The organism is Bacillus sp. CPT56D-587-MTF (genome assembly GCF_058792335.1).
In genome coordinates, this window is record NZ_JBYTEF010000001.1 from 2,177,415 (window position 1) to 2,200,514 (window position 23,100).

At 32.6% G+C, this 23,100-nt stretch carries 19 protein-coding genes and 2 pseudogenes; 14 read left to right on the forward strand and 7 right to left on the reverse strand.

Annotated elements, in window-relative coordinates:
• Positions 1-23: 23 nt before the first annotated feature.
• From mvaB to AC3WVZ_RS11140, 4 genes are read left to right on the forward strand one after another with little or no spacing between them, the layout of a single operon-like run.
• On the forward strand, positions 24-935 hold the full coding sequence (mvaB, locus tag AC3WVZ_RS11125; RefSeq protein ID WP_000775436.1) for a hydroxymethylglutaryl-CoA lyase: 912 nt from the start codon (positions 24-26) through the stop codon (positions 933-935).
• A gap of 4 nt (positions 936-939) precedes the next feature.
• A complete protein-coding gene (locus tag AC3WVZ_RS11130; protein ID WP_000939818.1) occupies positions 940-1,728 on the forward strand; it encodes an enoyl-CoA hydratase in 789 nt (262 codons plus the stop codon).
• A gap of 2 nt (positions 1,729-1,730) precedes the next feature.
• Positions 1,731-3,272 carry an acyl-CoA carboxylase subunit beta gene (locus AC3WVZ_RS11135; protein ID WP_000886744.1) on the forward strand — a complete coding sequence of 514 codons (1,542 nt, stop codon included), beginning with the start codon at positions 1,731-1,733 and terminating at the stop codon, positions 3,270-3,272.
• Between the two features lie 49 nt (positions 3,273-3,321).
• Entirely contained in the window at positions 3,322-5,262 is a 1,941-nt protein-coding gene (locus tag AC3WVZ_RS11140) for an AMP-binding protein (RefSeq protein WP_000806472.1), read from the forward strand.
• 310 nt (positions 5,263-5,572) lie between these two features.
• Here AC3WVZ_RS11140 and AC3WVZ_RS11145 read toward each other — a convergent pair whose 3' ends face one another.
• Positions 5,573-5,977: a hypothetical protein gene (locus AC3WVZ_RS11145; protein WP_000560129.1), complete on the reverse strand. Its 405-nt coding sequence runs from the start codon at positions 5,975-5,977 to the stop codon at positions 5,573-5,575.
• A 596-nt stretch (positions 5,978-6,573) separates the two neighbouring features.
• On the opposite strand from AC3WVZ_RS11145, the gene AC3WVZ_RS11150 reads away from it, so the two are divergent.
• Positions 6,574-6,930 (forward strand): hypothetical protein, encoded by a 357-nt coding sequence (locus tag AC3WVZ_RS11150; RefSeq protein ID WP_000535577.1) that lies wholly within the window; start codon positions 6,574-6,576, stop codon positions 6,928-6,930.
• Positions 6,931-7,035: 105 nt separating this feature from the next.
• Positions 7,036-7,569, forward strand: coding sequence for a GNAT family N-acetyltransferase (locus AC3WVZ_RS11155; protein WP_000990082.1), 534 nt, complete (start codon positions 7,036-7,038; stop codon positions 7,567-7,569).
• Between the two features lie 267 nt (positions 7,570-7,836).
• Here the strand turns inward: AC3WVZ_RS11155 and AC3WVZ_RS11160 are convergent, their stop codons facing one another.
• Both AC3WVZ_RS11160 and AC3WVZ_RS11165 read right to left on the reverse strand, forming a co-directional pair.
• Positions 7,837-8,445: a hypothetical protein gene (locus AC3WVZ_RS11160; RefSeq protein ID WP_000136052.1), complete on the reverse strand. Its 609-nt coding sequence runs from the start codon at positions 8,443-8,445 to the stop codon at positions 7,837-7,839.
• Between the two features lie 708 nt (positions 8,446-9,153).
• Positions 9,154-9,291 carry a DUF3956 domain-containing protein gene (locus tag AC3WVZ_RS11165; RefSeq protein WP_000376554.1) on the reverse strand — a complete coding sequence of 46 codons (138 nt, stop codon included), beginning with the start codon at positions 9,289-9,291 and terminating at the stop codon, positions 9,154-9,156.
• Between the two features lie 165 nt (positions 9,292-9,456).
• On the opposite strand from AC3WVZ_RS11165, the pseudogene AC3WVZ_RS11170 reads away from it, so the two are divergent.
• A pseudogene (locus AC3WVZ_RS11170) lies at positions 9,457-9,567 on the forward strand (DinB family protein); the annotation flags it as partial.
• A gap of 62 nt (positions 9,568-9,629) precedes the next feature.
• Here the strand turns inward: AC3WVZ_RS11170 and AC3WVZ_RS11175 are convergent.
• The 3 genes from AC3WVZ_RS11175 to AC3WVZ_RS11185 all read right to left on the reverse strand — a co-directional run bounded on the left by AC3WVZ_RS11175 (position 9,630) and on the right by AC3WVZ_RS11185 (position 12,664).
• Positions 9,630-10,646, reverse strand: coding sequence for a D-alanyl-D-alanine carboxypeptidase family protein (locus AC3WVZ_RS11175; RefSeq protein ID WP_001160045.1), 1,017 nt, complete (start codon positions 10,644-10,646; stop codon positions 9,630-9,632).
• A 175-nt stretch (positions 10,647-10,821) separates the two neighbouring features.
• Positions 10,822-11,979: a sensor histidine kinase gene (locus AC3WVZ_RS11180; protein ID WP_001243312.1), complete on the reverse strand. Its 1,158-nt coding sequence runs from the start codon at positions 11,977-11,979 to the stop codon at positions 10,822-10,824.
• The gene (locus AC3WVZ_RS11185) at positions 11,969-12,664 is read right to left on the reverse strand and encodes a response regulator transcription factor (protein ID WP_001038807.1); all 696 of its coding nucleotides are present in this window, start codon (positions 12,662-12,664) and stop codon (positions 11,969-11,971) included. Before AC3WVZ_RS11185 ends, AC3WVZ_RS11180 begins: the two co-directional genes overlap by 11 nt.
• Before the next feature lie 192 nt (positions 12,665-12,856).
• Here AC3WVZ_RS11185 and yqeK point away from each other — a divergent pair, with 192 nt between their 5' ends.
• From yqeK to AC3WVZ_RS11215, 6 genes and pseudogenes are all read left to right on the forward strand, one after another.
• Entirely contained in the window at positions 12,857-13,465 is a 609-nt protein-coding gene (gene yqeK / locus AC3WVZ_RS11190; RefSeq protein WP_025689453.1) for a bis(5'-nucleosyl)-tetraphosphatase (symmetrical) YqeK, read from the forward strand.
• A 13-nt stretch (positions 13,466-13,478) separates the two neighbouring features.
• Positions 13,479-14,182, forward strand: a pseudogene (locus AC3WVZ_RS11195) (DUF3885 domain-containing protein).
• Positions 14,179-14,916 (forward strand): 5'-methylthioadenosine/S-adenosylhomocysteine nucleosidase, encoded by a 738-nt coding sequence (mtnN, locus tag AC3WVZ_RS11200; protein ID WP_000151939.1) that lies wholly within the window; start codon positions 14,179-14,181, stop codon positions 14,914-14,916. The pseudogene AC3WVZ_RS11195 and the gene mtnN overlap by 4 nt, the downstream one beginning before the upstream one ends.
• A gap of 42 nt (positions 14,917-14,958) precedes the next feature.
• Entirely contained in the window at positions 14,959-15,807 is an 849-nt protein-coding gene (locus AC3WVZ_RS11205; protein ID WP_000617041.1) for a GNAT family N-acetyltransferase, read from the forward strand.
• A gap of 191 nt (positions 15,808-15,998) precedes the next feature.
• Entirely contained in the window at positions 15,999-16,373 is a 375-nt protein-coding gene (locus AC3WVZ_RS11210; protein WP_001059022.1) for a hypothetical protein, read from the forward strand.
• A 174-nt stretch (positions 16,374-16,547) separates the two neighbouring features.
• The gene (locus AC3WVZ_RS11215; RefSeq protein ID WP_000527065.1) at positions 16,548-19,229 is read left to right on the forward strand and encodes a M4 family metallopeptidase; all 2,682 of its coding nucleotides are present in this window, start codon (positions 16,548-16,550) and stop codon (positions 19,227-19,229) included.
• A gap of 331 nt (positions 19,230-19,560) precedes the next feature.
• Here AC3WVZ_RS11215 and AC3WVZ_RS11220 read toward each other — a convergent pair whose 3' ends face one another.
• On the reverse strand, positions 19,561-20,787 hold the full coding sequence (locus AC3WVZ_RS11220; protein WP_233936367.1) for an AraC family transcriptional regulator: 1,227 nt from the start codon (positions 20,785-20,787) through the stop codon (positions 19,561-19,563).
• A 591-nt stretch (positions 20,788-21,378) separates the two neighbouring features.
• Between AC3WVZ_RS11220 and AC3WVZ_RS11225 the strand changes: the two genes are divergently transcribed.
• Positions 21,379-23,040, forward strand: a complete 1,662-nt coding sequence (locus AC3WVZ_RS11225; protein ID WP_000719303.1) for an LPXTG cell wall anchor domain-containing protein — start codon at positions 21,379-21,381, stop codon at positions 23,038-23,040.
• Positions 23,041-23,100: the final 60 nt, after the last annotated feature.

Below are 23,100 nucleotides of genomic sequence, written 5' to 3' on the forward strand. Positions count from 1 at the left end.
GGAGATATAGGGGGGGAAGCGAATTGAAACTACCTAATTTTGCTGTCATTAAAGAAGTAGGACCACGAGATGGTTTACAAAATGAAAAAAAGATTGTTGGCACAAAAGATAAAGTAAAATGGATTCAACTACTTACAGAAGCAGGATTGTCGTATGTTGAAGTTTCCTCATTCGTTCACCCAAAATGGGTCCCAGCATTAGCGGATGCAAATGATGTGTTTTCTGAGCTGAAAAGAGATCCAAATGTTACATATGCTGCGCTTGTTCCGAACCAAAATGGTTTGGAACGAGCTTTTTTGCAAAATGTAGATGAGGTGAATGTTTTTTTATCAGCAAGTGAATCTCATAATAAAAGTAATATTAATAAATCGATTAAAGAAGCGTTAGTTGTAATCGAAGATATAACAAAACAGGCATTATTCGAAGGGAAAAAGGTAAGAGGCTATGTTTCTACTGTATTTGGATGTCCTTATGAAGGGGATATAAGTGTCACAGCAGTTGACGAATTATGTAATCAACTATTTTCATACGGCATTTATGAAGTTTCTCTTGGGGATACAATCGGTGTAGCGAATCCATTACAAGTAGAACAAGTATTAGAACATCTATTAAAGAAGTATGATGCTTCGCAGTTTGCCATGCATTTTCATAATACGTATGGAATGGCTCTAGCAAATGTAGTTAAATCATTAGAATACGGTATTACAACATTTGATAGTTCTTGTGGTGGACTCGGGGGCTGCCCTTATGCACCAGGAGCATCAGGTAATGTTGCTACTGATGACCTAGTACATATGCTCCATAAATTAGGAGTTCAAACGAATATAGACGAAGAAAAGTTATTGCGAGCTAGTCAATTTATTCAAAGTAAGCTAAATATCCAATTACCGAGTCATGTGTATAGAGCGCTTCAACATAAAACGATAAGTAGGTGAGAAGATGCTACAATTACAAAACATTTCAGTTGATTATGTAACACCTCACGTTGTAAAGATTTCGTTATATCGTGAAAGACAAGCAAACTCATTATCTTTAGCGTTATTAGAAGAGTTACAAAACATATTAACTCAAATAAGTGAAGAGTCCAATACGCGTGTAGTTATTCTAACAGGTGCTGGTGAAAAAGCATTTTGTGCTGGTGCTGATTTAAAAGAACGTGCTGGTATGAATGAGGAACAAGTTCGCCATGCTGTTAGTATGATTCGCACGACTATGGAGATGGTTGAACAATTACCACAGCCAGTTATTGCTGCTATAAATGGAATCGCACTTGGTGGTGGTACGGAATTAAGTTTAGCTTGTGATTTTAGAATTGCTGCTGAATCTGCAAGTCTTGGTCTTACTGAAACGACACTTGCAATTATACCAGGAGCGGGTGGTACACAGCGCTTACCGAGATTAATTGGTGTTGGTAGAGCGAAAGAATTAATTTATACAGGTAGACGTATTTCAGCGCAAGAAGCAAAAGAATATGGTTTAGTAGAATTTGTTGTACCAGCTAATTTACTTGAAGAGAAAGCGATTGAAATAGCAGAGAAAATTGCTAGTAATGGACCTATTGCTGTTCGATTAGCAAAAGAGGCAATTTCAAATGGTATTCAAGTTGATTTACATACCGGATTACAAATGGAAAAACAAGCGTATGAAGGTGTAATCCATACGAAAGATAGATTAGAAGGATTACAAGCATTCAAGGAAAAACGCACACCAACGTATAAGGGGGAGTAAATATGTTAGATCAAAAACAACAATCTAATTCATTTGAAGAACGAGTTGAAACGATTAAACAAGGCGGCGCACCAAAGTATCATGAACAAAATAAAGCAAAAGGAAAATTATTTGTTCGAGATCGTTTAGCGCTTCTATTTGATAATGGCGAATATGTAGAAGATGCATTATTTGCTAACTGTGAACAAACAGGCTTACCTGCGGACGGCGTTGTAACGGCAACGGGTAAAATACATGGTCGTACTGCATGTGTAATGGCCAATGATTCTACTGTAAAAGCTGGATCATGGGGATCACGCACAGTTGAAAAGATTTTACGTATTCAAGAAACAGCTGAAAAACTACGTGTTCCGTTATTTTATTTAGTCGACTCTGCTGGAGCGCGCATTACAGATCAAGTAGAAATGTTCCCAGGGCGCCGTGGTGCAGGAAGAATCTTCTATAATCAAGTGAAATTATCAGGTAAAGTTCCTCAAGTATGCTTATTATTTGGACCTTCTGCAGCTGGTGGTGCCTATATTCCAGCCTTTTGCGACGTTGTAATGATGGTAGAAGGAAATGCATCTATGTATTTAGGATCTCCTCGTATGGCTGAGATGGTTATCGGTGAGAAGGTAACTTTAGAAGAGATGGGCGGAGCTCGTATGCATTGCTCTGTATCAGGATGCGGAGATGTTTTATGCAAGACAGAAGAAGATGCGATTACACAAGCAAGACAATACATTTCATATTTTCCAAATAACTACTTAGAAAAGACTCCATTGGTTACACCTCAAGAACCGAAACAATTCGATAAAACGTTAGAACAAATCATTCCAGAAAATCAAAATGCTCCTTTCAATATGAAAGATCTCATTAATAGAGTTATTGATGAAGGTTCCTTCTATGAAGTGAAAAAATTATTTGCTCAAGAGCTAATTACAGGCTTAGCACGTATTGATGGTAAGCCTGTTGGTATTATTGCAAATCAGCCGCGTATGAAGGGCGGCGTATTATTCCATGATTCAGCTGATAAAGCTGCTAAGTTTATTAATTTATGTGATGCATATCATATTCCATTATTATTCCTTGCGGATGTACCAGGATTTATGATTGGAACAAAAGTAGAGCGTGCTGGTATTATTCGCCATGGTGCAAAAATGATTTCTGCAATGAGTGAAGCAACTGTACCGAAGATTTCTATCGTTGTTCGTAAAGCATATGGTGCTGGTTTATATGCGATGGCAGGTCCAGCATTTGAACCAGATTGTTGCCTGGCATTACCGACAGCCTCTATTGCGGTAATGGGTCCAGAAGCTGCGGTTAATGCTGTATATGCAAATAAAATTGCAGCTTTACCAGAAGAAGAGCGTGCTAGCTTCATTGCTGAAAAACGTGAAGAGTATAAGAAAGATATTGATATTTATCATTTAGCATCAGAGATGGTGATTGATGGTATTGTTCATCCAAACAATTTACGTGAAGAATTAAAAGGACGTTTCGAAATGTATATGAGTAAATATCAAGTATTCACGGATCGTAAACATCCTGTATATCCAGTTTAAAAGCCCTATTTAGGGCTTTCTTGCTCAAAAAGTTAAGGAGGGGAAAACATTGAAACAAGCAGTTTGGTTTCCAACAGAAGAGTACAAGGAAAAAACACGTTTATATGGTTGGATGAAATCATTGGGATATGAAGATTATGAAACTTTTTATAATAAATCTATCGAGGAAACAGCTTGGTTTTGGGGAGAGGCAGAAAAGGCAGTAGGCTATCAATGGATGAAACCTTATACAGACGTGTTAGATTTAGAAAATGGTACACCGTTTGCACAGTGGTATAATGGCGGAACATGTAACGTTGTAGAATCAGCTTTATCCCGCTGGCTTGCGGATGAAGAGACGAGAATACAGCCAGCACTTCAGTACGAAGGGGAAAATGGAACTTCAAAATCATTTACATATGAAGAGCTTGACAACTGGGTAAGTCGTGTTGCAAATGGTTTGAAACACGCGGGTATTGAGAAAGGTGACCGTGTAACAATTTATATGCCGATGATTCCAGAAACAGTTGTTGCGATGCTAGCTGTAATGAAAATCGGAGCAATTATTTCACCAATATTCTCAGGCTTTGCGTCTGATGCAGTCATGACACGTGTGCAAGCGGCAGGTTCAAAAATGATTATTACCGCAGATGGATTTTCACGCCGCGGTAAAATTGTTTCTTTAAAAGATGAAGTAGATAAAGCTTGTGAACATTGCCCAACTGTTGAAAAAGTTGTTATCGTTCGTCATGCAGGAAATGATTTTACACCACATAACTATGACTTTTCGTGGAGTACGCTAGAAAAAGAAAAACCATTCATACATGCCGAGGAAATGCAAAGTGATGATCCATTAATGCTCATTTATACATCAGGAACGACTGGTAAGCCGAAAGGAACAGTACACACGCATGCAGGATTTCCTTTGAAAGCAGCTTTTGATGCAGGATTTGGAATGAATATTAAACAAGGTGATCGTGTATTATGGGTAACTGATATGGGCTGGATGATGGGGCCGTTTCTATTATTCGGTTCACTCATTAATGGAGCAACGATGGTTATGTACGAAGGTGTTCCAGACTTCCCAGAAGCAGACCGGTTATGGGAGACAGTTGATAAATATGAGATTACTCATCTAGGTATTTCGCCAACGTTAATCCGAGCATTGATGGCAAAAGGTGATGAGTATGTCAATAAACATTCTTTAAAGAGTTTGGAAGTATTCGCATCAACAGGAGAACCTTGGAATCCTGATCCATGGATGTGGCTGTTTGAAACGGTTGGAAAAGGAAATGTCCCAATCTGTAACTACTCAGGTGGAACTGAAATCTCTGGTGGGATTTTCGGTAATGTTCTTATTAAGCCAATAGCACCGATTAGTTTTAACGCATCTTTACCAGGAATGGCAGCTGTCGTACTGGATGATCAAGGTAAACCAATTCGAGATGAAGTCGGAGAATTATGCTTAGAGAAACCTTGGGTAGGTATGACGAAAAGCTTCTGGGAAGATGATGAACGTTACGTAAACACATATTGGTCGCGTTTTGAAAATAAATGGGTCCACGGTGACTGGGTCATTTACGATGGTGAACAATATATCATCACAGGGCGTTCAGACGATACGTTAAATATTGCAGGTAAACGTATTGGACCTGCTGAATATGAATCTATTCTTGTGAAACATAACGATGTAATCGAAGCTGCTGCAATTGGTGTACCTGACGAAGTAAAAGGTGAAGTTTGTCATTGTTTTGTAGTGTTAAGAGATCATGTAACATTCACAGGAGAATTAAAGAAAGAATTAATGAGTTTAGTAAACTCTCATATTGGAAAAGCGTTGTGTCCTAAAGACATCCACGTTGTAGAAGATTTACCGAAAACACGTAATTCTAAAGTAATGCGCCGTGTTATTAAAGCAGCTTACTTAGGAAAAGAATTAGGTGATTTATCATCGCTTGTAAATCCTGAAGTAGTTCCGTTTATTCAGGGGTTACAGTCTAGTAAATTATAAAGTTAGAAAGGATCTCTATATAAATAGAGATCCTTTTTTTATGTTTATAAAAAGAAAAGAAGTGAATTTGATGAAGAAGAAAAATTTTACTATTAGTGTTAAGTATGTTTTTTAGTTTTAATCAAAATACGATATTATGGAATGTCTATTCAATGGAGAAATACTAATTTACAACAACAAGGTGATGACAAAGCGTGAATGCTTATATGTCTGTTTAAACCTTTACGTGTTAATATATAAAAAGCTGACTATAAGCAGTCAGCTTTTTATATATTACATTCTAGTATTTGCCGGGCAGTAATGCCCCCATCTAAAAATTCAGCAAAAGCAAGGAAGTAGGTGAGGGATCAACTTTCCGGAAAAGCCCGATGGGTTCCAAAAGACATATTCTTTCCTTTACGTTGACATTAAAAATATTACCAATTTTTTCTTTTACAATGGCAACAAATAAAGAAACATTTACAACGACACTTATTTCGTTTAGAACTCCAATTATCATCACGATGACACTTTTCTTTAGATTTCCACCAATCATCATTACAATGTTTTTCCTGAGAACTCCAATCGTCATCACAATGACACTTTTCTTTAGATTTCCACCAATCATCATTACAATGCTTTTTCTGAGAACTCCAATCATCATCACAATGATGCTTTTCTTTAGATTTCCACCAATCATCACAGCAATGCTTTTTCTGAGAACTCCAGCAATCATTTTTCCAGGACATTTATTTCTACCTCCTTTCAATAGTGTTCATATTATTCTATGTTTTAATAAAAAAATGGCTTGTTTATTAACCTACTATTTTATCTTTATATGATAGAGTGTCTTCTACTCGATATAGAATTCATACAAACTATGCTAATTTTTAAGAGAAAGTGGAGAGAACTACTACTAGTTATGGTATTTTTCAATAAACACTTGTTGAAGAAAATGTTCTGATTACAAATAATATCTTATTTTCGAGTACGCTTTTTAAATGTATATTTCACAATGAAAAATGGGAAATCCACAAATAAAGTCTATGTATATGTGAGTTAATGGGAAAATCTAGTGTGTTTTTAAGGGGCGTCTTATTTAAAAGAAAAAAGGTTTGTTTTAGAAAGTGGTGTCTAAACATTAAATGGAGTAGGACTAAATTCACGGCCGCTCATTAAAAAGCTTTTAATTAGGAGAAGTATGTTTTTATAATGAATAATGAAAAGAAAGTTTGGTACAATTGTTTGTTTTTTTCTTTTTATGTGTTTGCCTCGTACCCTTTTAAGCTAGTGGACATACTTTACTAATAGAAAGGATTAGGGGGTGAGGTATTGGGTTCTCGATTTAATAATTGTAAAAAGAAGTGTACATGTAAACAAGATGATTGTTGGGAAGTATTCGAAGAGTGTAAAAAAGAACAGCATGAGAAATGTGATAATTCTTGTGTACAAGGAATTAGAGATGAACTTAAGAAATTAATTAATCGAACAGTTCAAATTAATACAGAGGGACGTACTTATGTAGGTACTGTTTCGTCTGTCAGTTGTGATGTAGTTAGGCTTGCGGCTATTCCAGGATCGGTTGGAGTAATTATTTCCATTTGTAAAATTGAAGCAATTTTCCCACCTGTTACAACGGTTACTGCTGACTTTGATTTTAATGGTATTGATGTAGCAAACAAAGCATAATTAAGCTGCTTTTTTGTAAAGCCATTCACATGAATGGCTTTATTTTAATTTCATATAAAAGGAGAATATATTCTTTATATAGAAATAAGTTTGAGGTTATAAAGCATGATGTACGAAAGGAGCAAGGAAGTGATTAAACTAGAAAGTTTTAAGAAATCTGATTTTAAACAATTAATAAATTGGATTAATTCCGAAGAATTTCTAATACAATGGTCAGGAAATGCATTCACATTCCCTTTAGACGAACAGCAATTAGAGAAGTATATAGAAAGTGCAAATACACTCGCTTTCAAAGTGGTAGATGAAGAGACTTCAGACGTTATTGGTCATATTTCGCTTGGGCAAATAGATAATATTAATAAGTCCGCTAGAATTGGAAAAGTATTAGTTGGTAATACGAAGATGAGAGGACGTTCTATAGGAAAACATATGATGAAAGCAGTACTTCATATTGCTTTTGACGAATTAAAACTACATAGAGTAACTCTTGGTGTGTATGATTTTAATACATCGGCCATTTCATGTTACGAAAAAATAGGGTTTGTAAAAGAAGGCTTATTAAGAGAGTCAAAAAGAGTAGGAGAAACGTATTGGAATTTATGGGAAATGAGTATGTTAGAATATGAATGGAAGAAGTAGCAACGATAGTAATTTATAATTATATTATGTTAACAAAGGGGCTTGGTGGGTATAGTGGATAATAAAACAAAAATAATTTCAATTGCAGCTGTTTCGGGGGAGAGCTAGTATGTTAAAACTAACAAAGAAACCATTTTTGAAAAAGGCCCACCTGCATTGTTTCTGAGGAATAAGAGGGTGAGTCATAATTAAACGAAACTGAATGAATCTAGAAAAATTGTAACTAAAGTATGCATCAACAATGTATTGAAAGGGATGAATAGTCCTTTATAGATTATTCCATATATAGCAAAACTGGTTAGCTTCTGATTTAAGCGCTACTAAATGATTATTATTAATAGAGTTATTCGTATACATTCTGTTCTTTTGGATGTTAAGTACCGTATAATTCACATCGTTTCGTTCATTTGAAAATGTTGATTCATTTAATAGTGTGAGTGTCGAGTTAATGTTGTATTTATCAATTCGCTCTTTTTTTCCTTTGAAAAACAGTTTGATAAGATGTGGCTCATTATTAATGAATAAGCCAAGTTCAGGTGATGAACGGACGATTAAATCATCTGATTTCCAATGTGATTTACCTGGATCAAACCAAGAGATGTCTTTATTTTTAATGAATTTTTTGTATTGCTTTATGACATCAATGTAGTTTTGTTTTTTTTTCTGATCAACCGTTTGTACTAATGTTTCGAAATATTCAAAAGGTAGTTTGTTTTGATGAAATTTAATAACAGTTTCTCGTAATTGTTTCCAGTAATCAAAAGCTGGTTGATATTCAGGTTGGGATTTTAGATTTTTTATAAAGGTTGTTTTAGCTGTACTACCTTTCAGTGTGAAGTCTAAAAATTGTGTAAGCCCTACTTTAATTTCTGTCATATTACATCCCCTTCCAAACATTATTCATTTAATAATAGACGAAAAATCCGACATTTTTAAAGAAATGAGCTAGATGCTAGAAAATCCAATGTCCATGCACAATAGATACGGGAAAGCCAATCCGTAAGTATAAATGATGGACCATTCAATTGAAGATACATTAGGTAATAGGATTTTACCAGGTGATAGGTTATTAATATAATCAGATAGTGAGCTGATTTTAAAAGATAACAATATAGATTATTTAGCTTGGATTTGAGAAAAAAAGTACATGGGAATAAAGAGGGATATAGGGAAATTGGCCCTCATCAAAAAATATAAGTTGGTATCAGTATACCGTAGAGAATGAGTGTATAGAACATACAAGTAAAAGTATTGGCTAGCACACTTAAAATAAGCCGTATAAAAAGTTAATCATTGGTGCTTTGATTATATAACGTTTGCGAAATAAATAGTGTGAAGGACAGCTATTCTAACAAGTATTTTATGTAACGTTCGTATATTTAAATTTTTTTGTAATTAATCGAATTCTAATTTTTTAGAAACGGATAATGAGGTATGGGTGGTGCTCTTTTTATTGAATAAAATGAGTTTATTTTTCGGAATTTCCTTACAATATAAAAATTAAAATTTTATTTGTTGTTAAGAAAATATATGAGGAAAATAAAAAAAGAGGGCTAATGCCCTCTTTTTCTTTTAATTTGGTAATTAATCACAGATTGGTATCCCAAGTACTCTTAGAGCTAATGCTACTTGAAGGGAAATCTCTAATCTAGCAATTTCAATACCAGCTACTGAAAGAACTAAAAAAGGTTGTCCGTTTACAAATACAACGCAACTATCCATAGTTAAGCCTCCTTTCTAGTAATCTACTATAGTATATGAGTAGAACTTTAAAGTGTAATAGTTCAATTGTTGGATTTAATAGAATTAATAGATTAACCCATTTAAACTAAACAAACGAACACAACGAAAGGAAACAGAGATGGATGTATGCCTCAAAAAACATAGGTTTTAAGACATGTAATGGGATATGAAATTTATCATATTGGTCAGCTATCTATATGGGCGAGAGAGTTAAACTTGCAACCAGTTTCAGCAAATTTGCTTGGAAGAGGATGATAGAATTAAAAACCGACTTGCATCTCAAGCGCAAGTCGGTTTTATATATATAAGAAGATTTCTTAATTGAAATCCTCGGATTTTTTCTGACGTATATGTAAAAACATTAAGGTGGTAATGATTAAAAAAATCATTATAGTTTGTATAATTAAATTTTTAAACTGAAGCAATATTGTCCAAGATGTAAGGGCGTCTTTAAAAGCTTGGAGTGCAGAGTACGAGGAAGGATCAAAACCATACTGGAGCAACTTTTTTGTTTCAATAAATGAAATGTTTTCTTCATCTGCATCTAATATTACTGAAATTAGTCTAGTATCTCCAAGTTTTGCTGTACTGACAAAACTATAATTACCGTTAGTTGAAAAACTAGTTTGTAAGCCATCAACACCTTGAAGTTTAATGTTTTCATTAAGGGAATATATCATTTTATTCGTATTGAAAACCTGGGAATCTTTGAAGGTAAATTGGTAAGAGGTTAGTTTCGTAATATTCAATACATCTGGAAAATCTTTTACTAATCGTGCTGCTAGTTTAGCTGCGTCTATCGCTGTTGTAGTTGATTGTTTATTTGTATTATTATTAATTCCAGTAGAGTTTAGAAATGGAGATGGTTGTAATAACTTTAGTTCTTTTGCTTTTTTATTCATTAATACTGTAAAGTTATCTTCATTTCCAGCAATGTGTTCTGCTAGAGCGAGTGCAGAACGATTATTCCCTGCCAGTAGCAATGCATGAAGTAAATCACGAACCGTTGTTTTATCATTCGATGTTACTTGTATAGGGCTTGTTTCTACTCGGAAAACTTCGTTACTTATTTGTACGAAGTCATCTAACTGTATCTTTTTATCATTTAGTTGCTCCAATACGATATATTCTGTCATTAATTTAGATAAAGCAGCTGATTGTACTGGGGTTTCTTCATTTTTTTTATAAACAATTTCACCTGAATTAGCATTTATTAAAATAGCTGATTTAGCTTGAATAATCGGACCATTTACATAAAGATAAAAATATAAAACGATAAGAGCAGTAATAAAAAAAGATAATAATAAAATAGCAAATTTCTTTAAGAATTGCATAAGCGATCCTCCTATTATGACATCAATAATAGTATTGTAAAAAGGAATGCTTAATTAGGAAGAAAGAAAAGGTAAAGAATTTCTAAAGAATTATAAAGGATTATTAAATTTAGGGTAATTATGGAAAAAGTTCAATTTCTTATATGGTAAGAAATTGAACTTTTTATTTGTAATATTAACATTTGTATGGGAGTAGTTTTACAGTGAATGTTGTTTTTTCGTCATCACTATATACTTCAATTGTTCCTTTATGCAATTCGACTATACTTTTTGCAATTGCTAATCCAAGTCCAGATCCACCAGTGTTTGTAGAGCGAGATTTCTCAACGCGATAAAAACGTTCAAAAATATGAGGTAAATCCGTACTAGGAATAGGTTGTCCGTAATTTGTTATATCAATTGTAATCATATTATTACTTTCATAAGCAGTAAGGTCAATATAGCGACCTTCGCTTCCATAAGCGATAGCGTTTATAATAAGATTTTCAAACACACGCACTAATTTGTCACCATCAGCTAATACCATGAGCTTTTGAGACGGGAAAGAAGGCCGACATTCTATATTAGCTTCTTGAACCTGTATGCGGAATTGAACAGTTAATTGTCCAAGTAACTCTACAATATCAATAGGAACAGAATACAAGCTTAATTCTTTATTTTGAACACGTGTATATTCGAACAAGTCATTCATTAATGCATTAAGACGAGTTACTTTATCGTAAATGACTTGAATATAGTATCGCAATTCCACTTCATCTCTATAATTATCATGATGGATTAAATTTACGTATCCAACTATAGAAGTAAGGGGAGTGCGTAAGTCATGTGATACATTTGTAATAAGTTCACTTTTTGCTTGTTCCGCTTGTCTTTCTTCATCAATTGAGACTTTTAATTGTTCAACAATTTCATTGACCCCGATTGCTAATTCTTCTAGATAATTATGATTTACAATAGAAACTTTATGATTGAAGTTTCCATTTGCAATATAACGAATTTCTTCTATCATTTTTTTTATACAAGTTTCATAATAAAGTTTTTTCTCGTGACGATAAAAAATGTAAAGATAGGATGAAAAAATAGAAAATAAAAACAAATAAGATACAATCATCATCCATAAAGACTCTTTAATCCCTTTATACTTTTCATAACCAAAAATTCGAATGAATTCTTTACCGAGTTCGGTTAGAGTAAGTGAACTTTCAATTACACTCGTAACGAGGCGATAAATAATTAGTTCAGTAATAGGAGTGAGTGTGATAGCTAATAAAAGCCAAAAAATAAGTTTCCATTTAGGAATATCTTTTAATATATCAAATGCTTCATTTCTCAATTTTATAGCCAACTCCCCAAACAGTATGAATAAATTTTTCTCCATTTATTACTGTTTCAAGTTTATCTCGTAAGTTGCTAATATGGACCATTACCGTCTTATTTGAACCATAACCATCTTCATTCCAAACGCGTTCGAAAATTTCTTCTGAACTAAATACTCTTCCTGTATTACTCGCAAGTAAATATAAAATATCGAATTCAATAGAGGTTAGTTTAATGTACTCTCCATTTACTTTAACTGTATGATTATGTTTGTGTATTTCAACAGAGCGAATACGAATAATACCATCTTCATTCTTTTGCGAAGTAGCATTTTGGAAAGAGGATCTTCGTAATAAAGCTTTCACTCTAGCTACTAATTCTAATGGATTGAATGGTTTGATCATATAATCATCAGCACCTGTCATAAGGCCTAATATTTTATCCATATCTTCTGCTTTTGCACTAAGCATTAGAATTGGTACAGTATTATTTTCACGCACTTCCTGACAAACTTCTAATCCGTTTCGTTTTGGCATCATAATATCCAAAATCATAAGGTCAACTTCATATGTAGAAACCTTTTGCAATGCTTCATCGCCATCATAAGCTTTATAAATGTTATAGCCTTCATTTCGCAAATAAACAGCAAGTAATTCAACAATTTCTTTATCATCATCAATAATTAATATATTTTTATTCATTGTGTAGTTCCTTTCCTTACAAATCATCAACATTACTATAATATCAAACATTTATGTACTTGTAGTGATGATTCTGTATAAAATTTCATGTAACGTATTAAAAAGGAGTAAAAAGATTAATAACGAATATAAAATAACAAGGATATTTAGATTCCACATTATAATGAAAGTTAGTTATAAGGGGGATTTTCTATGTTATGTAATGATATATATTCATTTACTCCAACTGGAAAAATAGACAATGATATTAAAGCTTTTCTACTAAAATATAATAAAGAGTTTACATATAAACATTCAATTCGTGTGGCAAATGAGGCAAAAAAGATTGCAGAAAAGTTTCACGTAGATAAAGAAAAAGCAGCAATTGCAGGATATTTACATGATATTAGTGGCATTTTTCCAAACGAGGAGCGGATTGCAGTTGCTGAAGAATTTGGTGTAGCAATAGTGGAAGCGGAAAGAAAGTTTCCTATGATTATTCATCAAAAATTATCGAGGGTAATCGCAAAAGAAATATTTAAAGTCGAAGATGAAGAGATTTTAAATGCAATTTGTTGCCATACAACGTTGCGTAAACATGCAACGAAGATGGATTTAGTATTATTTGTTGCAGATAAAATAGAATGGGATCAAAAAGGGACACCACCATATTTAATAGAAATAAAAAAAGAATTGGGAAAATCTTTGGAAAAAGCAGCTTTTGTATATATTTCATATTTGTGGGAAAGGAAAGATACATTGAAAGTTATACATCCGTGGCTAGAAGAAGCATATTGGGATTTAAAAAGAATTGTACAGTAGAAAGGACAAGGAAATGCAATTAAAAGAATATATGAATCAAACATTTCCAGGAGTTACATTAGGACCCTACTTATATTCTCAGTGGGAAAATCATTTACATTTTGATTTCGGAAAAGATAAATATCAAATTGTAGAAGAAACCGACGATTTAAATATGGAATACTTTTCTCAACTTTGAAGACATATTTTCAAAAGAAGATGTAGTGTTTGTAGTGACAAATGTTTATAGATTTAAAAAGGAAAACATAAAAACTTCACAGAAAATAAATATATACAATAAATATATTAAGAAAAGAGATTTAAGATTTCATATAAGATAAGAAACATTACCGTTTTTATTTGAAGATGAAGAAGCAGATTTATCCCGCTATTTGCCGGGCAGTAAGACCCCCCACTGATTAAAGTTTCACTTTATATTGTACATATCAATTTTCTTTTAAATGTCTTGCGGAAGATATTAAATATGAACCGCTGATACAAGCTGCTAATCATGAGGATTTTTCTGATCTGTATCTTCGATTTGGACGAAAAAAAGAAATCTCTTATCCAGATGTATTTCTCATAAATGCAAAGAAAGATATTGTGATGTTTATGTATGATGATAGAGGATGTGAAGTAATTGCGAAGAATAAAGAAATAATACGAGATTCATATAAGAAATACAAAGAATGGATTCCAGATTATGAACGAGAAAGTATAGATAACTTATTTAAATGACAATAGGGGAAGTGAAGCGTGTAATGAAACGTATTGCAATTGTATCTGCATGGGAACCAGAACTGACGTATTTGCATCAACATTATCCGAGTGAACGTGTTGAAAAAAGAGCAGCTTGGGAATTTCATTTTCATACTATTAATGAGCTGGAAATTATATCAGTTGTTACTGGTGTCGGTAAAGTAAGCTGCGCTAGTTGTGTACAATTGTTAATTAGTGAGTTTCAGCCAGATGAGTTGTTTATGACAGGAATATGCGGAAGTTTATCAAACAAGGTGAAAAACGGTCATATTGTAGTGGCACTAAACGCAATACAACACGATGTTACTGCAGCTGGCTCAGGGGAAGATGTTTTTAATTTATATAACGGTAGAACAGCACCTATTGAAACAACAAAATCACTTGTAAGAAGAATAAAAAAAATACGATCATATGATCCAATACATTTCGGTACATTTTTATCCGGAGATCAACGTATTCGTAGTTCAGAAATGAGATATTTACTCCATACCGTATATGGAGCATTGGCAGTTGATCAAGAAGTAGCAGCTTTCGCCTATGTGTGTCAAATAAATAAAAAACCATTTCTCTGTTTAAAAGCTGCTTCAGATCAAGCAAATGATAAAACGAAAGAAGAACAAAAAATTTTTAAAATGCTAGCATGCGAAAGAGCATGTGAGCATTTAATTGCCTTTTTACGTGTTTATGAGATTAATGTAGTAAATAATAGATAGTTAGAGGGTTTTAACATAAGTAATTGGAGGCATAATTATATTATGATTCAATATAAAAGGTGTAGTGATGTAAATATTGATTTAGTATATGAAGCTTTTAAAGTTGGATTTTCAGATTACATTATTAAAATGGAAGTTTCAAAAGGGGATTTTATACAACGTTTTTTGGGACCAGAAGGTAATTTGCTAGAACATTCTTTTCTTGCTTTAGAAGAAGGCAAACCTGTTGGCGTAATACTAGGTGGTATAAAGGATTATGAAAGTATTAAGACTATGCGCTGTGGAACATTAGCGGTTCATCCTAATTACCGCGGTATTGGTGTGAGTCAAAAATTATTTGAACTGCATAAAGAAGAGGCGATTCAACATGGATGTAAGCAACTTTTTCTCGAAGTCATTGTAGGAAATGACCGAGCGATTCATTTTTATAATAAGTTGGGCTATGAAAAAGTGTACGATCTTTCTTATTATAATTTAAATGATTTGACTAAAATAATGAATAAAGATTGTAAGGATATTGAAGTAAAACAATTAGAATTTCCAACTTTTAAAGATGAAATTCAGAAATGGTTAAACTTCCATATAAATTGGCAAAATGATATTGATTATATCAAAAAAACAAATAATGTATTTTATGGTGCATATGTCGATAATGACTTAAAAGGCTCTCTATGTGTAAATAAACAAGGTAAAATTAGTTTTATTTTCGTAGACAAAGATTATAGAAATATTGGTGTTGGGATGAAATTATTACAAGTAGCAAGAGAAGAATTAAATTTATCAAGTTTATCAATTGGGTTTCCTAACAATAATTTACTGGAAGGTTTTCTTAAGAAATGTGGATTTGAAAAGAATTCTTTAGCGCAATATGAAATGTATTTATTACTCTAAGAGCGGAAAGATTTATTCTTTTCGCTTTTTATTTTGCTGTTATGTTGGTAAATGCTCCGCAACTATAATTTATAATGAGAGGGATTTTGTTTATCCTTAAGTTATTTTTTAAATTGTCAATTTCATGCTAATAATTTTCTTTGTATAATATTCTAATTTTATGTAGAATAGATACGATGGGAGGGGATGAAATGAATAATGGATTAAAGTTTAAGATTTTTGAATTGCATTGTCTCGTTCAAAAGACTTATTCTGATATTAAAATAGCGTGTGATATTGCTATTTATCAAGAAAACACTTCTAAATATTTAATTTCATTAGGATTTTTAAATAAATCATATATGACTTATATAGAAGCAAAAAGATTCTATCGCGAAAATGAAGAGCTTGTAAGTGTAGAATTTGATAATTTCTTTGATATGTATGATAAATTAGAAAACGAATTAAAACAAGTTATTTCAACTGAAGATAAAAATCCTTCATTGTTACATAGCAGACTTGATCAGTTTCAGCAGAAAGTTGAAAATATAAATGACTTAATAAAAGTATTGCAAAATGCTCGTTAATGAATGCTTTTTTCTGTTCGTATAGAAATTATGTATTAAAAACATTTTAGGGATATTACATATTGAAGAGGTGGCTTTTGTAGATTACAAAAGTCATCTTTTTATGTTAGGAATAGATTGTATACATTTTAGCAGTTTCATATAAATAATAGAAATTTATACGAGGTAAATATCATGGGAAATAAAAAAGAAATAGCTATAGTTGCATTAACAACAGGATTCGTTTTAACAAGTGTAACACCATATGGAGTAGGGCATGCAGAGGAACCTGGTCAAATGCAAGTTGAAATTCAAGAGGATTCGTTCCGTACAGGTGATCTGACACAACCATCAAAAAAGGCACCAGAGAATGTAGTGAAAGATGCACTTAAGGAAAATACGGAGCATGCTTTGTCTCCAAAACAAGTTAGTGCAGAAACAGGAGTAGATTACAAGGTTCTTCAAAAACGTGGTTCTTATGATGGAACTACACTTGTGCGCATGCAACAAATATATGAAGGAAAAGAAGTATATGGCCACCAGTTGACTGCTCACGTAGATAAAAAAGGTATTATTAAAAGCATTTCAGGAGCTAGCGCACAAAATTTAACACAAGAAGATTTAAAGAAACCTATTAATTTATCAAAAGAAGAAGCAAAACAATATATTTATAAAAAGTACGGAAACGATACTAAATTTATTTCTGAGCCAGAAGTTAAGGCAGTTATTTTTGTTGATGAAAATCATGGGCAGGCTAGCAATGCATATCAAGTTACATTTGCTGCTACAACACCAAATTATGTATCTGGAACTTATTTAGTGAATGCTCATAATGGTGAAATGTTAAAAGATATGGTACAAGAATCAAGTTTGAAAATAAGTGAAGAGTATGTTGAATCCGTTAAGGAAAATAAAACTAGCAATTTTACATCATTAACTGGAACAGGAAAAGATGATTTAGGCGTAACTCGTACATTTGGTATTTCTAAACAGACCAGTGGGAATTATGCGCTTGCTGATTACACAAGAGGACAAGGAATTGAGACATATGATGTAAATTATAGAGATATTACAAATGAAGAAAGTTATTATCCTGGTATACTAGCAACTAGTGTTTCAACAACATTTAATGATCCAAAGGCGGTAAGCGCTCATTTCTTAGCAACAAAGGTATACGATTTTTATAAAGAAAAATATAAGCGTAATAGTTTTGATAATAAAGGAAAAAAAGTAGTTTCAGTTGTACATGCATGGGATTCTGGAGGAACAAATGATCCTGAAAATTGGGAGAATGCATTTAGTACTAATATTAATAACATTAGTATGCTTTTATATGGAGATCCCATGGTAAAAGCGTTCGATATAGCCGGTCATGAATTTACACATGCAGTTACATCAAGTGAATCTAACCTTGAATTTTCAGGAGAATCTGGGGCAATTAACGAGGCATTATCGGATATTATGGGAACGGCTATAGAGAAATACATAAATAATGGGGAATTTAACTGGACAATAGGAGAACAAACTGGATCGACTTTTCGTAATATGAAAAATCCAACTGCAATTAATTTTTCAGAAGGACTACCGTATCCGGATGATTATAGTAAATATAATGATTTAAATGGAGAGGATTATGGAGGCGTTCATTTTAACTCAAGTATTATTAATAAAGTTGCGTATTTAATGGCACAAGGTGGTACTCATAACGGTGTAAATGTAAATGGTATTGGTGAAGATAGAATGTTTGATATTTTCTATTATGCAAATACTGATGAATTAAATATGACTTCTAATTTCTCTGAATTGAAATTGGCATGCCTTAAAGTGGCAACTAATAAATATGGAGCGAACTCAATTGAAGTTCAAGCAGTCCAAAATGCTTTTGATGCGGCAAAAATTACAGGAACGGTGAAAGAGAACGAAAAAACAGCAGAAAACCAAGCTCCAGAGTTAACTGTACCGTTTACGATTACACTACGTGTAGGTGATACGTTTGATCCAATGAGAAATGTAAAAGCTGTTGATAAAGAAGATGGTGATTTAACAAATAAAGTAAAGCATAAAGGCGATGTAGATACTTCAAAACCAGGTACATACATTGTGGAATACATGGTTGTTGATTCTCAAGGGCGGAATGCAACGGCAACACAGACTGTAATTGTAGAGGGAAATGGAGAAACATCAGATTTAGAACCTAAATTAACAGTGCCTGTTGGAGCGACAATTCATGTTGGAGATTCATTTGTTCCAATGGCAGAAGTATTAGCTATCGATAAAGAAGACGGTGATCTCACTTCTAAAATCAAAGTTGATGGTGAAGTAGATACAACTAAAGCCGGTACTTACGTATTAACGTACACGGTTACAGATTCTAAAGGTCATGAAGTAACGGCGAAGCAAACTGTAACGGTCAAAGTTAGAGAAGAAGTTAAAAATGATAAACCAATACTAAAAGTACCTGCTACAACTTCAATTACTGAGGGTGATCAATTTGATCCATTGGTAGGGGTATCAGCTACTGATAAAGAGGACGGTGACCTTATTTCTAAAGTAGCGTATGAAGGAACTATAGATACAACTAAAGCTGGTACTTATGAAATAATATATAGTGTTAGAGATTCCGTGGGTAATGAGGTAAATGCAATACAAAAAGTATTAGTGAAAGATAAAGAAACTAGCAAAGCTAATGGCCTTGCTAATAAGGAAAATAAGAGTAATATCTCAAACAACAGTAATAGCGATAAAAAAGAATATACATATAAGGAGCTTCCAAAGACGGGTGTAAGTACAACTAACAGTGCAGCAATCGGCATATTGATAATTATTGTAGGCACAGTACTCACTTTGGTTCGCAAATTTAGAAAGATACAAAAATAATAGTAGGGATTATTCGTTTGAAGAAAAGAGTTCATTATTCAAAAGAAATAAAGTAGAAAGTAAGTAAAACAAAATATGGATTTTTTACTTAATAAGATTTTAGTAGTTAAGCGGTGCATTTGACTTCTATAAAAATTTGTAGTTGGATCATGTTCTGTCTACAAAACTACATTACATAAAAAACACGTTACTATTCTCATTAAAATAAAAGAATAGTAACGTGTTTTTTGGTTTGGAAAAAGCATAAATCCTATAGTTCATGAATCTGGGAGTGCTTCTAATCTGCCATTGATGAGTTACTGAAAACATTTTGTTTAATGGAAGTTTCACTCTAAATGACAACATGAGATTTTCGATATTTACCAGGTGTTTCATTGGTGAATTTTTTAAAAATTTTAGTGAAATAACTTTGATCGCTAAAATTAAGCGAAGCGCATATGTCTGATAAAGGATAGGTGGTGAAAGTTAATAATTTCTTTGCTTCTTCGATTCGTTCACGCTGAATGTACTCAATTAATGAAATACCGACTTCTTTTTTAAATAATATAGATAAATAATCTGAATTCACATTTGCAAATTTAGCAAGTTGTTTAACAGATATTGGATTGTAAATATTTTTAAAAATGTAGTTTTTGCAAATAGCAATAGTCTGTGAATGTTGCTGTGTTTTTTGTGCCTTTACACGGTCTGCACAGGTACAAAAAGCATTTTTTAATAAATCCCAAACAGATTCTTTGTCTTTTAAATCTTCTGTTCTTTGAATATGTAAATCATAAATTTTGTAAGCAATCCCAGATGGAAGTCCCCCTTTTATCGCATATCTAGTAGCGAGCGTGATGGATGAAATACAAATGTTTTTATGACGTCTTAATTGATGGAATGAAGATAAAGATGAAAGAGTCTCTTGTTGGAATTCGTAATAATATTTGAGTACGGTTTCTTTATCCCCTTCTTCTATAGAACTAAGTAGTTGCTGCTCTATATATAAATTATGATAAATGGATTCATCTTTTTGCATTGAAATATATACATCTTCGTTTAAGATGCTGCTATGACTTATATGAAGTGAGTCACTGTTATTTGAAAAGGTGCTTACATCTGAATTTTTTTTATAGAGAATGTTATAGAACAATATCGCTATATTTACAAAGAAATTTTGATCTTTGACTGACAATGAAAAATAATGGTCTCTTGTTCTTTTATAATTTGGAATAAAATTAAGGTTACTATCCGCTTTACTTGTAGAAGAATTCACATGTGTCAAGGGCCCAATAATAACAGTACCGTTCACCATATAATCGCTCTTTATGTGAATTAAAATAAAGTGCCCTAGATATTCGTGAGTTCTGAAGATGGGGGAATTATATGTATCATTTCTCTGAAAAAGCATATGTAACTCTTCTATTTTTGATGTATATAACGAATGTGAATCATTTTTTGATTTAAATTCTAAAAGAATATTTTTGTTACAATCTAAAAAACAAACTGGAATTTCGAAAGATTGAAAAAACATATTGCAAATGTACTCTATCTCAACTAGACTGAGTTTTTTAGTCATATTCTTCCTCCTTACAGTTATGCGTAATAGTTAAATAAACATATATTCCTTTTTCATAAGTAGATACGGAAAACCTTTATCAATAAAAAATATAAATAAAAGTTATAAACTTCTAAGAATAATACCATAATTTAACATGGATAGCACATATTATTTGAATATACAAGTAATAGTTTTGGACAGTAACGTAAAATATGAATCGTCAAACTTATTTGTTGGTTATTACTTATATGTATTAAAAAATGATTAAGATTGGATTTTAAATAGGGATAGGAAGTGAGAAATGAATAGATTGACAGTAAGTGACTAGTCGAAATTAGCAGTGAAAGCTATTATGTAACAAATGTAATGATTCTTGAAATAGGGATATACGTGTAATTTAGGGGAGAAAATTACATATATCATGTGGAGAGACAACGTAATAATAGAAGATAAGAAAAGTGAATAAGTGATTGTAAACAATGGATTGTTGGACGACTATGTTTTATGTTATTCGTTTAAATCTGATACTTGGCACACTATTGCTTTTAAGAAGGTAATAGTAATAAAGAAATTTTTAAAATGATAGAAGTAGTAAAGGGGATAAGAGAAATGAAAAAAATATTTAGTGTGCTTTTAGTGTTATTCTTAACATTTTCTACATGGTCTAGTGTATTAGTAAAGGCAGATTCACCATCTAAAGGTACTTTAACGATTCATAAGTATGAACAAGAAAAAGATGGAGCGCAGGGACTAGAAGGTGACGGTTCTGCAAATCAAGAGGTGCCAAAAGATGTGAAACCATTAAAAGGTGTAACGTTTGAAGTGAAAAGGGTTGCTTCTTTTGAAAAAATTTCAAACGATGGGAAAATCGTAAAAGAAGACGTGAAACCTGTAATGGGAGCCACTCCAAATCAAGTAGTAACAGATGATAACGGACAAGCTGTATTAAAAGATCTTCCGCTAGGACGTTATGAGGTGAAAGAAGTGGCAGGACCTCCACATGTGAATCTAAATCCCAATACGTATACAGTGGATATCCCATTAACGAATAAAGAGGGTAAGGTGCTAAACTATGATGTTCACATGTATCCCAAAAATGAGATTAAACGTGGTGCAGTGGATTTAATAAAAACTGGTGTAAATGAAAAAGCATTAGCAGGTGCAGTATTCTCTTTATTTAAAAAAGACGGTACAGAAGTGAAAAAAGAGTTAGCAACAGATGCTAATGGCCATATCCGAGTGCAAGGATTGGAGTATGGAGAATACTATTTCCAAGAAACAAAAGCTCCGAAAGGCTATGTAATAGATCCAACTAAACGTGAGTTTTTTGTTAAGAACTCCGGAACAATTAATGAAGATGGAACTATTACTTCTGGTACAGTAGTTAAAATAGAAGTGAAAAACAATGAAGAACCAACAATTGATAAAAAAATTAACGGAAAATTGGAAGCGTTACCAATAAATCCGTTAACTAATTATAATTATGATATTAAAACATTAATTCCAGAAGACATTAAGGAATACAAAAAATATGTGGTAACAGATACTTTGGATAATCGTTTAGTGATTCAAGGAAAGCCAATCGTGAAAATTGATGGAGCAGAAGTAAATGCAAACGTTGTTGAGGTAGCTATAGAAGGTCAAAAAGTAACAGCTACAGTAAAAGATTTCACAAAATTAGATGGTAAAAAAGAATTTCATTTGCAAATTAAATCCCAAGTAAAAGAAGGAGTACCATCTGGTTCGGAAATTTTAAATACAGCAAAAATACATTTTACAAATAAAAATGATGTAATTGGAGAAAAGGAATCTAAACCTGTAGTTGTTATTCCGACAACTGGAATAATTGAGTTAACAAAAATTGATAGTGCTAATAAGAATAAATTAAAAGGTGCAGAGTTTGTACTTAAAGATAATAATGGAAAAATAGTTGTCGTAGCAGGAAAAGAAGTAACAGGTGTATCAGATGAAAATGGTGTTATTAAATGGTCTAACATTCCATATGGAGACTATCAAATTTTTGAAACGAAAGCACCGACATATACAAAAGAAGATGGTACAAAAACTTCTTATCAATTATTAAAAGACCCCATTGATGTAAAGATTAGCGAAAATAATCAAACGGTTAAATTAACGATAGAAAATAATAAAAGTGGATGGATTCTTCCGGTAACGGGTGGTATAGGAACGACTCTTTTTACTGTAATAGGCCTTACTTTAATGCTTACAGCGGCATTTGTTTTCTTTAGAAAAAAGTTTGCTAGAAATTAAGATTTTAGGAACATGTAACCATATGAAAAGAGGAGAAGCAAAATGCTTCCCTCTTTTCGA

What these genes read in the sequence shown, in the direction of transcription:
- AC3WVZ_RS11130 (WP_000939818.1), top strand. Translation starts at nt 940, where the DNA reads ATGCTACAATTACAAAACATTTCAGTTGATTATGTAACACCTCACGTT.
- AC3WVZ_RS11135 (WP_000886744.1), top strand. Translation starts at nt 1,731, where the DNA reads ATGTTAGATCAAAAACAACAATCTAATTCATTTGAAGAACGAGTTGAA.
- AC3WVZ_RS11145 (WP_000560129.1), bottom strand. Translation starts at nt 5,977, where the DNA reads ATGATTGCTGGAGTTCTCAGAAAAAGCATTGCTGTGATGATTGGTGGA.
- AC3WVZ_RS11155 (WP_000990082.1), top strand. Translation starts at nt 7,036, where the DNA reads ATGATGTACGAAAGGAGCAAGGAAGTGATTAAACTAGAAAGTTTTAAG.
- AC3WVZ_RS11160 (WP_000136052.1), bottom strand. Translation starts at nt 8,445, where the DNA reads ATGACAGAAATTAAAGTAGGGCTTACACAATTTTTAGACTTCACACTG.
- AC3WVZ_RS11165 (WP_000376554.1), bottom strand. Translation starts at nt 9,291, where the DNA reads ATGGATAGTTGCGTTGTATTTGTAAACGGACAACCTTTTTTAGTTCTT.
- AC3WVZ_RS11175 (WP_001160045.1), bottom strand. Translation starts at nt 10,646, where the DNA reads ATGCAATTCTTAAAGAAATTTGCTATTTTATTATTATCTTTTTTTATT.
- AC3WVZ_RS11185 (WP_001038807.1), bottom strand. Translation starts at nt 12,664, where the DNA reads ATGAATAAAAATATATTAATTATTGATGATGATAAAGAAATTGTTGAA.
- yqeK (WP_025689453.1), top strand. Translation starts at nt 12,857, where the DNA reads ATGTTATGTAATGATATATATTCATTTACTCCAACTGGAAAAATAGAC.
- mtnN (WP_000151939.1), top strand. Translation starts at nt 14,179, where the DNA reads ATGACAATAGGGGAAGTGAAGCGTGTAATGAAACGTATTGCAATTGTA.
- AC3WVZ_RS11205 (WP_000617041.1), top strand. Translation starts at nt 14,959, where the DNA reads ATGATTCAATATAAAAGGTGTAGTGATGTAAATATTGATTTAGTATAT.
- AC3WVZ_RS11210 (WP_001059022.1), top strand. Translation starts at nt 15,999, where the DNA reads ATGAATAATGGATTAAAGTTTAAGATTTTTGAATTGCATTGTCTCGTT.
- AC3WVZ_RS11215 (WP_000527065.1), top strand. Translation starts at nt 16,548, where the DNA reads ATGGGAAATAAAAAAGAAATAGCTATAGTTGCATTAACAACAGGATTC.
- AC3WVZ_RS11220 (WP_233936367.1), bottom strand. Translation starts at nt 20,787, where the DNA reads ATGACTAAAAAACTCAGTCTAGTTGAGATAGAGTACATTTGCAATATG.
- AC3WVZ_RS11225 (WP_000719303.1), top strand. Translation starts at nt 21,379, where the DNA reads ATGAAAAAAATATTTAGTGTGCTTTTAGTGTTATTCTTAACATTTTCT.